At 54.8% G+C, this 13,157-nt stretch carries 11 protein-coding genes; 2 read left to right on the forward strand and 9 right to left on the reverse strand.

The window, feature by feature from the left end:
• Positions 1–64 precede the first annotated feature (64 nt).
• A complete protein-coding gene (locus K2F33_RS25850) occupies positions 65–1,321 on the reverse strand; it encodes an aminotransferase class I/II-fold pyridoxal phosphate-dependent enzyme (RefSeq protein ID WP_263879558.1) in 1,257 nt (418 codons plus the stop codon).
• A 127-nt stretch (positions 1,322–1,448) separates the two neighbouring features.
• On the opposite strand from K2F33_RS25850, the gene K2F33_RS25855 reads away from it, so the two are divergent.
• Positions 1,449–2,654: an MFS transporter gene (locus tag K2F33_RS25855; protein ID WP_263879560.1), complete on the forward strand. Its 1,206-nt coding sequence runs from the start codon at positions 1,449–1,451 to the stop codon at positions 2,652–2,654.
• A gap of 32 nt (positions 2,655–2,686) precedes the next feature.
• Here K2F33_RS25855 and K2F33_RS25860 read toward each other — a convergent pair whose 3' ends face one another.
• The 5 genes from K2F33_RS25860 to K2F33_RS25880 all read right to left on the reverse strand — a co-directional run bounded on the left by K2F33_RS25860 (position 2,687) and on the right by K2F33_RS25880 (position 8,745).
• Positions 2,687–3,526: a helix-turn-helix transcriptional regulator gene (locus K2F33_RS25860; protein WP_263879562.1), complete on the reverse strand. Its 840-nt coding sequence runs from the start codon at positions 3,524–3,526 to the stop codon at positions 2,687–2,689.
• A 131-nt stretch (positions 3,527–3,657) separates the two neighbouring features.
• On the reverse strand, positions 3,658–4,647 hold the full coding sequence (locus tag K2F33_RS25865; protein ID WP_263879565.1) for a quinone oxidoreductase family protein: 990 nt from the start codon (positions 4,645–4,647) through the stop codon (positions 3,658–3,660).
• Between the two features lie 97 nt (positions 4,648–4,744).
• On the reverse strand, positions 4,745–6,073 hold the full coding sequence (gene dnaA / locus K2F33_RS25870; RefSeq protein ID WP_234489287.1) for a chromosomal replication initiator protein DnaA: 1,329 nt from the start codon (positions 6,071–6,073) through the stop codon (positions 4,745–4,747).
• A 322-nt stretch (positions 6,074–6,395) separates the two neighbouring features.
• Positions 6,396–7,586 carry a cytochrome P450 gene (locus tag K2F33_RS25875; RefSeq protein ID WP_263879566.1) on the reverse strand — a complete coding sequence of 397 codons (1,191 nt, stop codon included), beginning with the start codon at positions 7,584–7,586 and terminating at the stop codon, positions 6,396–6,398.
• Between the two features lie 346 nt (positions 7,587–7,932).
• Positions 7,933–8,745 (reverse strand): helix-turn-helix domain-containing protein, encoded by an 813-nt coding sequence (locus tag K2F33_RS25880; RefSeq protein WP_076166771.1) that lies wholly within the window; start codon positions 8,743–8,745, stop codon positions 7,933–7,935.
• Between the two features lie 116 nt (positions 8,746–8,861).
• Here K2F33_RS25880 and K2F33_RS25885 point away from each other — a divergent pair, with 116 nt between their 5' ends.
• Positions 8,862–10,853 carry a glycoside hydrolase family 127 protein gene (locus K2F33_RS25885; RefSeq protein ID WP_412974021.1) on the forward strand — a complete coding sequence of 664 codons (1,992 nt, stop codon included), beginning with the start codon at positions 8,862–8,864 and terminating at the stop codon, positions 10,851–10,853.
• 113 nt (positions 10,854–10,966) lie between these two features.
• Here K2F33_RS25885 and K2F33_RS25890 read toward each other — a convergent pair whose 3' ends face one another.
• The 3 genes from K2F33_RS25890 to K2F33_RS25900 form a co-directional block, all read right to left on the reverse strand.
• Entirely contained in the window at positions 10,967–11,458 is a 492-nt protein-coding gene (locus K2F33_RS25890; protein ID WP_089546990.1) for an SRPBCC family protein, read from the reverse strand.
• A 4-nt stretch (positions 11,459–11,462) separates the two neighbouring features.
• On the reverse strand, positions 11,463–11,819 hold the full coding sequence (locus tag K2F33_RS25895; RefSeq protein WP_076166780.1) for an ArsR/SmtB family transcription factor: 357 nt from the start codon (positions 11,817–11,819) through the stop codon (positions 11,463–11,465).
• A 314-nt stretch (positions 11,820–12,133) separates the two neighbouring features.
• On the reverse strand, positions 12,134–13,024 hold the full coding sequence (locus K2F33_RS25900) for a LysR family transcriptional regulator (protein ID WP_244879246.1): 891 nt from the start codon (positions 13,022–13,024) through the stop codon (positions 12,134–12,136).
• Positions 13,025–13,157: the final 133 nt, after the last annotated feature.

Genomic DNA, 13,157 nt, shown 5'->3' on the forward strand with positions numbered 1-13,157 from the left:
CAATAAACAAATACACCCTGCTCACAAGAGCAGGGTTGTTCTGTCATGGCCGGCATGCCACATGCTATTTCGTGTTTCCATGCATCGTAATAAATTGTCCGATCCGGGCGGCCGCTTCACGAAGACGCGCTTCCTCCTGAACAAGGGCGATCCGCACATAACCTTCCCCTTCCGAACCAAAACCGTCACCGGGGATCACGGCCACCCCTGTGGCGATCAACAGCTCCCGGGCAAACTGCCGGGAACTCCAAGGCTCAGCGCTTTCCAGGAAAGCTGCCGGAAGCTTCGCCCAGGCAAACATCGTCGCCTTCGGCTTGGGTACGACCCAGCCCTCCCGCTCGAGCGCATCGATCAGTGCGTCCCGGCGGCGTTCGTACAAACCGGCCACCCCGGCAGTGGACTGAGAGGGGTCCATCGCCTGCTCCAGCGCGGCGATCGCCGCCGTCTGGATCGGTCCGAAGACGCCGTAATCGATGTTGTTCTTCAGCTCCAGCAGTGAAGCGAGAACATCGCGGTTCCCGGCCAGAAAGCCGATCCGGCAGCCCGCCATATTAAAGCTCTTGGAGAACGAATGGAATTCGACGGCCGTTTCGATTGCACCTGGAGTTTCCAGAATGCTTGGCGGCCGGTAACCGTCAAAGCCCATTTCCGAATAGGCTAGGTCATGAACGATCAGCACGTTCCATTTTCGAGCCAAAGCGACAAGCCGTTCAAAGTATGGCCGGTCCGCCGTTGCCGCAATCGGATTACCTGGGAAGTTCAATAGGATAAATACCGCCTGCTCCCAAATTTCGTCCGGGATGCTCTCCAAATCAGGCAGGAAATCGAGCTCCTCCCGAAGCGGCATTTCATAAGGCTTCACGCCTGCAATGGCCAGCGAACCGGCATAAATCGGATATCCCGGATTCGGGACGATTGCCAGGTCGCCGGGATTGCAGATCGCCTGGGCCAAATGCGCCAGCCCGTCCTGCGAACCCATGAGGGACAGCACTTCCGCCTTCGGATCCAGGCGCACATCGAAGCGATGTTCCATCCATGCAGCACATTTCTCCCGGAACGCATCGCTTCCCGCCGAGCCGGGATACGTATAGTTTTTTTCGTCAAGCACAGCTTCGCTTAGGACCCGGCGCACCGCCTCCGTAGGAGCGAGATCCGGGCTGCCGATGCTTAGGTCGATCAGGTCACGACCGGCCATTTCGGCTTCTTTCTTCCAAGCGGCCACCTCCGCAAAAATAGAGGAACCTAAACGCGACAGCTTATCGGCGCGCCAGGGTCTGGTTGCATGATTCGTCAAATCCGTCCACCTGCTTTTTCCTTTCATTATAGCATGCTTTTAAGCGAGGCTCCTTCAGCCTATCGCTCCATTCGACAATTTTTTTATTGACTTGAAAAGCCTTTCATCCTGTAAGATCAAAGAAAAAAACAGACATCCAGGAGAAGAGAGAACCATGACAACTAAAAAAGAAACCATTCTGATCTTTGCCTTCACCTTTGCGGCGTTCGTACTGGGGACGACCGAATACGTTATCGTCGGTCTGCTGAAGGATATCAGCGTCAGTTTGGGCGTATCCCTGGCGGCCGCCGGCATCCTCGTATCCAGCTTCGCTATCGCTTATGCGGTCGGCACGCCGTTTGCCGTCAGCCTCTTGGGACGCATCCCCCGGCATGTGACCATTTTGTCGGGCTATGCGGCCCTGCTGGTGCTGAACGCCCTGACGATTTTCGCCGGCAATTTTGCCCTGATGTTTGTGATCCGGGTCATCACAGCCATTTTGTGCGGGTTGACCTTGTCACTGTCCATTGCCGCGGCAAGCGAACACATCCAGGCATCCCGCCGAGCCGGCGCCGTCGCATGGATCATCGGCGGCTTCTCGATCGCCAACGTCCTGGGCGTGCCGGTCGGCACCTATATCGGCCAGCTGCTCGGATGGCGGGCGGCATTCATCGTCACCTCCGCGGTGGGCATCCTTCCGCTGTTCATCATCGCTTCGGTTCTGCCGAAAAGCGATACCGTCAGCGTCAGCTCCATGAAACAGCAGTTCGCCTTGTTCGCAAACCGCCGCATCCGGATGGCTTTCTTGATTCCGGTGCTCGGCGTGGGCTCGGTCTTTATCGTCTATACTTATATCACACCGATTCTTGAGAACGTGCTCGGCATTCCAAAGCAGTGGACAAGCGCTGTGCTGCTCGGTTATGGCGGCCTGACGATCCTGAGCAATTGGATCGGAGCCAAGGTAGCCGAAGGGGATTCGAGGTCCAAGCTCAAAATTGTATTTATCGTTCAGAGCCTGATGATGCTGGCCCTTGCCCTGACCCTGAGCTTCACCTGGGCAGCCGTTCTCTGCCTGATGCTCATTGCCTTGTTCTCCTACGCCCTGAGCGCCGCCGTTCAGCTGTATCTAATCGATCTCGCCGACGCATCGGCCGGCGGGTCCAAGGACTTCGCTTCGACCCTGATGCCGGTGGCCTCCAACCTTGGCATCGCCTGTGGCTCCCTGCTTGGCAGCTTGGTCGTCGACAGCATCGGTTTGGCTTATTTACCGTGGGCGGCACTGGCTTTTTCAATCGGTGCTTTTGCCGTAACAGCCCGCTGCCATCAGCTGGATCAAGAGCATTTGAGCATCGGAGCTGCCGCCCGGATTCACACCATGTAGCCAACTTAAAAACGCCGCAGCCGGTCGTCCGGCTACGGCGTTTTTTGTGCGTCCAGATCCAGCTTCTCCTCAGTTCCGGTTCCGGCCAGCGGAGAATAGACGCAGCAGTGCAGGTCTTCATTGCTATTAATATGGGCAAACGTGTTGATTTCAAAGGATAACGGACCAAGGTCCGGATGGTTCAGCACAAATGGCTGCACCTGCTTCTCCCGAACATCGTGTGAATCCCAGAGTGCCGCAAATTCCGGGCTTACTTCGGACAACTTTTGGGCAAACGCCTCGTACCACGGGTCCCCCTTTGATTGACCATGGTAGGCGCGGAGAATGGCGGCGCTGTAGGCGGAAAACTCCTCCCAGTTCAGGACGCGTTCCTGTAAATACGGATTCATAAAGATGGACCAGACCATGTTGCGGCCCATGACCGGATCTTCAAGAAAGTCATACAACAGCCGGGGAGCCTGGCGGTTCCAAGCCATAATTTCGGTCCGGCGGTTGACCAAGATGGCGGGATAGTGCAGCTGATCAATGATTTTCTGCAGTCCCGGCTCCAATCGCGGAACTGCAGCCGGCGCGGACCAGTCCGGAAGATCGCCGAATCCCGCCAGCCGCATGACATGCAGCTTCTCGTCAGGAGACAGGAGCAGCGCCCTGGCGATGTTCTCCATGACTTCCCGGGAAGCAGCCACGTCTCTCCCCTGCTCCAGCCAGGTGTACCAGGTAGTGCTGACATTAGCGATTTCCGCCACCTCTTCACGGCGAAGTCCGGGAGTTCTTCTTCTGCCGTATCCCCCGCTAATTCCGACGTCCGCCGGCTGAAGCTTTTCCCTGCGCGATTTCAAAAATTCCCCGAGCAGATTCCGGGTTTGCATCATGTTAGCAGCACCTCCGAGATGTACAACGTTCCATAAACTCCACGATTCAAATGATACCATCCCTCCCGCCGTAAAAGAAAGCCTCCGCTCCGCATTCAAGCGGGCAAGAGGCTCATATAAAAAGCTGGGGCTCATCCCATCTGCAGCACCAGTTTGCCCGTCGTTTGGCCGCTTTCGAGCAGACGATGCGCCTCGGAGGCGCCCTCCATCGGGTAAATGCCGTGCACCTCCGAGCGGACCTCTCTGATGGCGAGCAGCTGCAGCGCTTCCCTGGCCGCCTGCCCGACGCCAACCGGATCATACATGGCATACGCCCCCAAGTTAAAGCCGGCGATGCTCTGGTTGCCGAGCCAAATCTCGTTGCTCTGATGCGCCAGCTCGCCGCCGCTGGCGTTGCCCAGAGCGACGATTTGCCCCAGCGGTCTCAGGAGCTCCAGGCTGCGTGCCCGCGTCTCGCCCCCAACCGGGTCAAATACGGCGTCGACCCCCTGTACTCCCGCGATCCGCTTCACTTCGTTCACAAAATCGGAGCGCAGCAGCAGTTCGTCGTATCCGAGTGATGCGGCCAGCTTGATTTTATCCGGCGAACCCACCGTCCCCAGCACCTTCCCAGCGCCAAACCGCTTGGCGATTTGCCCCAAAAAGCTGCCGAGTCCGCCTGCGGCGGCGTGAACCAGCACCGTGTCTCCCTGCCTCATCCGGTTCACCTGCTTGACCGCGAAATAGGCAGTCGTCAAGTTGACGATGGAGGCTGCCGCTTCGGCCATATCGAGGTCTCCTCCAAGCGAATCGAGCGGAACCGTAAGCTGCGGCGTCACTCTGGCCTGTGTAGCGTATCCGCCAAGCTCAAGCAGCTTCATGGAAGCGACCGGCTGGCCGATCCGGAACCCTTCAACGCCGTCCCCGATTGAGCGGACGTATCCGGACACCTCAAGCCCCGGAATCACCGGAAACGGAAACAGCTCCGTAAACCCGCCTTTGCGGATCAAAATATCCACGAGCCCTACGCCTGCATACGCCACGTCCACGATCATTTCCCCGTATCTTGGCTCAAGATCCGGCATTTCCCTGACCTTAAGCACTTCAGTTCCGCCTGCTCTTTCAATGACGATGGATTTCATATAAAGAACCTCCCTGGTAGATGGTTTATGCCGTTATCTTACCAAGGAGGGTCTGAGGCAGACAGGTTCAGATTATACGGGTATAAAAAATAACAGGCTACACGCGCGGTTGGATGCGGCTTTTAATGTTCTCGGACAACCGGCTTACGATTTGATGAATTTCCTGGTCCTCACGAATAACCGAGGCGATTTTTTCATGGGCGTGGATGACGGTCGTATGGTCCCTGCCGCCAAAAGCTTCCCCGATTTTGGGCAGCGAGTAATCGGTCAGCTCCCTGGACAGATACATGGCGATTTGACGGGGAAAGGCTACTGCTCTTGTCCGTTTCCGTGCTTTAAAATCCTCGATGCGCAAACCATAATAATCTCCCACCCGCTCCTGGATGTCCTGGATCGAGATCATTTGGGGACGCGACTGCGAGATCATATTTTTTAATGCTTCGGCTGTCATATGCACGGTGATGTCCTGATTCACAAGCGAGGAATAAGCGATGACGCGGATGAGAGCCCCTTCGAGCTCACGGACGTTCGTATGAATATGGCTGGCGATGTATACCATCGCTTCATTCGGAATGTCGAGATGCTCCGCCTTCGCCTTCTTGCGCAGAATAGCGATCCGGGTCTCCAGATCCGGGGGCTGAATATCCGTGATGAGTCCCCATTCAAAGCGGGAACGCAGCCGTTCCTCCAGGGTGGGGATTTCCTTGGGCGGACGGTCGCTGGAAATGATGATCGCCTTCCCCATTTCTTTCAGGGCGTTGAAGGTATGAAAAAATTCTTCCTGTGTCTGCTCCTTGCCGGCGATAAACTGGATGTCGTCGATCAGAAGCACGTCGATGTTGCGATACTTGTTACGGAAAGCTTCGCCGCGGTTGTTCATGATGGCATTGATAAACTGGTTGGTGAACTTTTCGGAGGATAAATAGAGCACCTTCGCCTGCGGATTGTGCTCCAGCACATAGTGGCCGATCGCCTGCATCAAGTGGGTTTTTCCCAGGCCGACGCCGCCGTACAAAAACAGCGGGTTATACGCCTTGCCCGGCGCCTCCGCTACAGCCAGTGCAGCTGCATGGGCAAAACGGTTGCCGAGTCCGACGACGAACGTGTCGAAGGTGTATTTTGGGTTCAGCATGGCGGCAAAAGCCGGATCATTCAGGATATTATCCTCTATGAGGGCAGCCGGTTCGGGTGATGCGGATCTTCTCTCGGTCTCCAGCTCATCCTGGGTAATGATATGAAGCTCCGGCTGAGCATCCATGCATTCGCGAACCGCTGTCAAAATGAGCTTGGTATACCGATTCTCCAGCCATTCCTGCGTAAACGTGTTGGGCGTGCTGATCGTCAGGACGTTATCCTGCAGACTGACGGCCTTCGTCGATTTCAGCCACGTATCATAGCTGGGCTTGCTGATCTTCTTTTGAATCATGGACAGGACCTGGTGCCACAATTCTTCGACTTGCCTTTCCACGGGCGCTCAACTCCTTATACTTCGGTAAAACGAAATGATCATCCCGGCGGGCTTACGCAAAAAAGCATCCGTTCTTCCCTGCAAATGCTGTTCCTGGAACCATCGCAGTAAAAGGGATGCCTTAGATCATCATGCTTATGTACAAGCTGCTATTTTCTATTCTAGCATATCCGGGAGCCTCCAAGAAATATGGACAGCTCCCGAAAATGCAATCTGTCAGTTCCCCATGCCGGTTATGCTCTCTGAAACAATGCAGGAGTACTCCTAAGGATATCTGACTCTATCTGCGGCTCATCTCAATCGGATAATTTTTGACGCCGAAGACAAAGGAGCTTTGAATCGGCTGGAGCTCAGCGTCCGCCGCTCTGCGTAGATCCTTGAACCTGTCGAGGAGGGCCTGAAACGCAATTTTCCCTTCCAGCCTGGCCAGTGGAGCCCCAAGACAGAAGTGGATACCGAAGCCGAACGTCATATGCGGGTTCGGTTTGCGGTTCAGACGGAAGCCGTCCGGGTCGTCGAACCGGGACTCGTCGCGGTTGGCGGCCCCAACCCAGGAAATGACCTGTGCTCCCTGCTTAATCGTATGCTCTCCGATTTGTACCGTCTCCGCAGCTTTGCGACCGATCGCGATGATCGGCGGGTAATAGCGAAGTACTTCTTCAATAAAGGAAGGTATGAGGTCCGGCGCTTGATACAGCTGCTCCTGCAGCTCTGGTCTTTCGGTCAGCACGCGCACGCCATTCGTGATCAGGTTCGTCGTCGTCTCGTTTCCTGCAGCCAGCAGCAGCACGCAGAAGCTGATGATATCCCTTTCCGACAGCTTCTCTCCTTCGATTTCAGCGTTCAGCAGTGCAGTGACGAGATCCTCCTGCGGCTCCGCAGCCCGCTGCGCCATAATTCCCTTAAAATACTCGGACAGCTCTCCCATCGCTTTCATCCGCTTGTCGGTAATCCGCTGGAATGCTTCATCCGTGAGGTCGTCGGCACTTTCCACCAGAATATCGGACCAGTGCTTGAACTTGTTCCGGTCTTCTTTCGGAGCACCCAGCAGCTCGGCAATGACGATGACCGGCAGCGGAGTGGCGAATTCGCTGGAAATATCCATAGATCCATCCGTTACCGAATCTAGCAGCTGCTCGGCGATGGACTGGATGCGGGGGGTCAGCTCTTGGATCGCCTTGGGCGTAAACGCTTTGCTGACCAGGTCGCGCATTTGCTTATGCTTGGGCGGATCCATAAACAGAATGGAGCCGCCTGCGCCTGCTCCACGCTCGGAGGAGAATGTTTTCGGATCCTTCAAAATGCGCTGCACATCTTCATAGCGGAAGACGTCCCAGCAGTTTCGGCTGCTGTCGTAGCGCACCGGCGTTTCTAGTCTAAGCTGGCGGAGGGTATCAAAGGGATATAACATTCGGTCCGGGGTCGAAACCTCGGCCATGTTCAGCATGTTGGCGTATTTTTCCTGGATCATCGAGTTCAAATCCTTTCCTCAAGTATCGTGCATTCGTGTGCAAATTCTGCTGCATATACTTATGCAGGTTCTTCTGAAGGCCGTCGTTCACGATGTTTCGCAGTTTACAAACAACGGTCTAAAAAAATGATAGCACGATTCAAATGGGAGTCTCGACTTACCCAGGATGTATTTTTGGGAGGTACTAAAGCATTACATGCAGCTCTATTCGTACGGATGATCCGGATGCAGACACGGCCAAAAGGGCCAAATCGTTTGTGTTACCCAAAAAAACAGAGTCCGGAAGAATCAATTTCCCCCGCGAAGCCCTATTGGCCGGCATCCAGGGGACCGATGTCATCGATCCCTACGTCTTGTTCAGACGCGTTGCCGAAAACGCCTTACGGTACTCCGTCGGAGTAACGCCGGACAGACGCTTGAACCATTTAATAAACTGCTTGTCGTCTTCGATGCCGACCCTGTCCGCAATTTCCTTGATATGCAGCTTGCTCGACACAAGCAGCTCCCTTGCCGCTTCCAGCCGGATCCGGTGAATATAATCCCTGAGCCCCGTACCGAATCTCTGCTTGAACATCCGCGACAAATAGTTGCGGTTATACCCCATGTGCATCGCGACCCGGTCGACGGACATATGCCTCTCGAGGGCATGAAGCCGGGTCCATTCCAGCAGCTCCGACAGCCGGGGGTCCATCGCTTCGGATGCGCCCGCATCCTGCAGCTGCTCCGCCAATTCAATCAGCAGCGACGTCAGAAAATAGTCCCCCGCCTGCTTCAGCCGGTATCCCCCGCTCGCCGCGTGCAGAAGCTGCCTGGCCAAAATGTGAACGCGGCTCGGTTCCGGGCAGTGTGCATAATGAGGTATGGCCCCGTCCGGCTCTCCGCCCGTCTCGGGAGGAAGCAAAAAATGAAACCAGTAAAATGAAACGCCGGGGGAAGACAGCCTGTATCCGCGATGCTTCTCCCCAGGGCGCAGCAGCAGCATGTCCCCTGCCTTTACTTCGTACAGCTGGCCGCCGGCTTCGAGAAAGACCACCCCCGCAACACCGATAATCAGCTCATAATCGGAAATGGTCCGTTCCATATGGGACCAATCCTCATCGCTGACAAATTGTCCACCCATCTGGAGCTTGTAAGGTTGTTGTAGATAAATAGGCAGCATGACAATCCTCCTGCTCGTCTGTAAAAATCAATTTAGTGGGCTAATGACACTTTTTATGCACGTTCCACTACCGACAATCCTTGGCTTGATTCGATATGATAAAGCTGCAGATGATGATGTTAGGAGTGAACGATAACTTGTCTACCAAAAATGCGCCAACCCATCCACAGCCGCTTGATTTGAAATCCGTCCGCATCACCGACTCCTATTGGTCCAATCATGTGGATCTTATCAAGCATACCGTGATTCCCTACCAGTGGGAAGCCCTGAATGACCGTGTTCCCGATGCTGAACCCAGCCATGCGATCCGCAACTTCCGGATTGCCGCAGGACTAGAGGAAGGAAGCTTTGCCGGATTCGTGTTTCAGGACACCGACCTGTATAAATGGCTGGAAGCGGTCGGGTATTCGCTCGCCCAATCCCCGGACTCCGATCTGGAAAAAGTCGCCGATGAAGCGATCGATCTGATCGGAGCCGCACAGCAGGAAGATGGTTACCTGAACACATACTTTACGATTGACAAGCTCGACCAGCGCTGGACCAATCTGATGGACTGCCACGAAATGTATACGGCCGGACACCTGATCGAAGCAGCGGTCGCCTATTTTTACGGAACAGGAAAAACCAAGCTTCTCGACATTGCGCGCAAGATTGCCGACCATATCGATGACCGTTTTGGGCCGGAAGAAGGCAAAATCCGGGGTTACGACGGTCACCAGGAAATTGAGCTTGCCCTGGTCAAGCTGTACCATGCTACAGGCGAAGTTAGATACCTGAATCTAGCCGGCTTTTTGATCGATGAGCGCGGGCAGGAGCCGAATTTCTTTGCGGAGGAATTTGAACGGCGGGGCCGGATTTCGCACTGGGCACCCGGTGTCGTTCAGAAGGGGCCTGTAAATCTTGCCTACCACCAGGCGCATAAGCCGGTGCGGGAACACGAGGTGGCGACAGGCCATGCGGTAAGAGCCGTCTATATGTATACGGCCATGGCCGACCTGGCTCTGCTTAAGGGAGACAACGCTTTGCTGGAAGCCTGCCGCCGCTTGTGGGACAACATTGTGCAAAAGCAAATGTATGTCACAGGCAGTATCGGATCCACGCATCACGGTGAGGCTTTTACGTTTGACTACGACCTGCCGAACGACACAAACTACAGTGAGACCTGCGCATCGATCGGCCTGATCTTTTTTGCCCAGCGGCTGCTTCAGAATGAAGTGAAGGGCGAATACGCCGATGTGATGGAGCGTGCGCTGTATAACACCGTAACCGCAGGAATTGCCGGCGACGGCAAGCATTATTTTTACGTGAACCCGATGGAAGTGTGGCCGGCGGCCAGCGAAGGCAATCCCGGCAAGCGTCATATCAAGCCGGTCCGGCAAAAATGGTACGGCTGCGCCTGCTGCCCGCCAAACGTGTCACGCCTCCTGTCTTCACTCGGTCAATACATTTATTCGGCGAGCGACGAGGCACTCTTTGTGCATCTGTATATTGGCAGCCAAATCAGCCACGAGGTGGCCGGCCGCAGCGTTCAGCTGGACATGGAAAGCCGTTTGCCTTGGGAAGGCCAGGTTCGCCTGAAAGTGCAGGAAGCGGACGGCGCGGGTGACTTCACGATTGCACTTCGTCTTCCCGGCTGGTCTGCTGAAAGCGCGGTCCGCGTGAATGGCCAGCCTGCCCAGTATGAGCTGCGTGACGGCTATGCCTATATTCGCCGGGACTGGCAGGCCGGTGACGTAGTTGAGCTTGAGCTTGATATGCAGCCGCGGCGAATCTACGCCCACCCGAACCTGCGCGCCAGCAGCGGAAAGGTTGCGCTGCAGCGCGGCCCGCTCGTTTACTGCCTGGAGGAGACCGACAATGGAGCCCCGCTCGCTTCTCTAAGTCTGCCGGCAGATGCCGAGCTGCAGGTCGTCACGGATGAATGGCGCGGCGGCGTCGCCGTAATCGAGGCGGATGGCCTTCGCACCGGCACGCCGGCGGAAGCGCCGAACGATCTCTACAGCACGGTGCGGCCGCAGCTGGAACAGCAGCGCCTTCGGGCCGTCCCATATACGCTATGGGGCAACCGGGAGCCTTGCGAAATGACGGTTTGGATTCGCGAAAGCTGATGAACATCAGCTTGCCGCAAGAAGGCACTGCAGCATAAAAAAACGCTCCAGATACGAATCTGGGGCGTTTTTTTTCTTTTATATACCGTTTCCGGAATATGTGAAAAACATAGTTAAGCCAAACTTGCGGCAAGTTTGTCAAGAGACTGGTTCATGCCGGTAACCGCGTTATCGGCCATTGGACCCGGGCTCCAATTGGACTCTCTAATGATCAGCTCGGTTTGATCGCCCTTCGAGATGAAATCAATGACGAAATCGACCACAGCCGGGAAGTCCTCCGGCATGCCGACATCGGAAGGTTTAACTGCGTTTCCTTCCGCATCGGACAGAATCTGCGTAAATTCAAGGCGCTGCTGCGGAACGATTCGTTTGTACACACCCGCGGAGTAATAATCCTGTCCGCCGAAGGATTCCGGCGCCCGCATACAGAACAGGTAGCTTCCCCCTTCGCGAAGATCGATCTTGCACGATGGTGAGCTGAAATGGGCAGGGCCCCACCATTTCATGACCAGACTTGGATCCGTCCAGGCATCCCAGACCAAATCGACCGGATAATCAAACACACGGGTAATGACGAGCTCCTGCTTGCTGGCATGATGATTCATTTATTCATTCTCCTTTATTTTCATGATTCGCCTGATTGGCTTTTCGTTTGGCCATCTCTTCAGCGAGTACGCGGTCCATGGCATTGAGCCTTCCATCCCACTGCTGCCGGATGGCTTGTGCCCAATGCTCGAGTTCTTTGACCGGATCGATGTTCAATGAGTAGATGCGCTGCTGCGCCCTTTTCTCAACCCGGACGAGCTGTGTTTCCCGAAGGATCTTCAAATGCTGCGAAATGGCCTGCGGGCTTACATCAAAACGTTCGTAGATCTGTGTGGCGGATAGTTCGGGATTCCCGGCCAGCAATTCGAGGATGCCGCGACGTGTTGGATCTGCCAGTGCGGAAAACGTATCATTTGCCATAAGATGAAGCTGTCTCCCCTCCCTCTTCTCGAATCCGCCCTGCGGCGGTCTGCCTCTGTGTTGAGCGTTTGTTCATGTAGTTATCTGGATTGTTAAGTTGGTGAACCTAAGGATCATCAGGTAAAAGATGGTTCAGCTCTCTCTGTTGTTATAATAAACCATCTCCTTAATAAAGTAAATACTTAAATAAAAAAATGACCTTGGCTAATCCCAGTCTTGTTTCCTTGAAAAAGGGGCATTGATAAGAGAAAAAGCCTGGACATCCAGGCTTTCAATCTGCTACCTTGTTGTTTTTTTCTCAGAAAAGGAGCATTCTACAGTTCGCCTTGGCCACGAAAATACTCGATAATAAATGAGCGAAACAGGTCGGCGGAAGGAGGAAGCTTCCGGTCCGCGATCCAGGCCAGTCCAATTTCCCTCCGGCAGTAAGGCTCCGTCACGCGCAGCCGCCTGACCTTTCCATGTTCAATACCTGAAAAAGCCGGGATGATCGTAACTCCAAGTCCAGCGGAGACAAGCCCTGCGGCCGTCATAATATCATCGCCTTCAAACCGGATGTTCGGCTCAAAACCGGCTTCACCGCAAAACCGTTCCATCAGCGTCCGGACGCCATAACCCGGCTTAAACGATATAAACGGTTCGCCCGCTACCTCTTCCAGCCGGATGAATTCACGCTTTGCAAGCCGGTGATCTGCAGGCACGTAGACGTACATTTCTTCCTCAACGAGCTTGTGCCAGACAACACCTGGCTCTTCGCCGAACGGACCGATAATGCACAGGTCCACCTCGCTTCGAAGCAACTGCGGCAGAATAACCGTCGTCGGGTTTTGATACAGCGCGAATTCAACGTCCGGGTATTTGCGGTTGAAGCTTGCGATGACATCCGGCAGCATGTGAACGCCGAACGACATCAAAAATGCAATCGAGACCTTGCCAGCAAACGGATCGTGGAACTGCCGGATCTCTTCGATCCCATCCTCAATCTCCTGCATAGCCCGCTCTACCCTAGCCAAAAACAGCTTTCCCGTTTCATTCAGCTGAACGGATCGGCCATGCCGGTCAAACAGCTGTACGCCAAGCTCTTTTTCCAGCTTCGTCATCGACCGGCTTAGCGCCGGCTGGGAAATAGCCAGCTGCTCCGCCGATTTAATGAAATGCTCCAGCCTGGCCACGACGCGGAAGTACTCCAGCTGCTGCCATTCCATGATTGCCAGCCCTCTTTCCAAACCCTCATAACTCAGAGGCATTAATTTGATAATTTTAATTCATTATACAACATAAGCGAACCAGGCGTATACTTAGGGGCGTCACCGAAAGAGTCGTTCACAGAACTTAACA

Origin of the sequence: Paenibacillus sp. PSB04 (genome assembly GCF_025809195.1) — a bacterium.
In the GTDB taxonomy this organism is placed as follows: domain Bacteria; phylum Bacillota; class Bacilli; order Paenibacillales; family Paenibacillaceae; genus Paenibacillus_AQ; species Paenibacillus_AQ favisporus.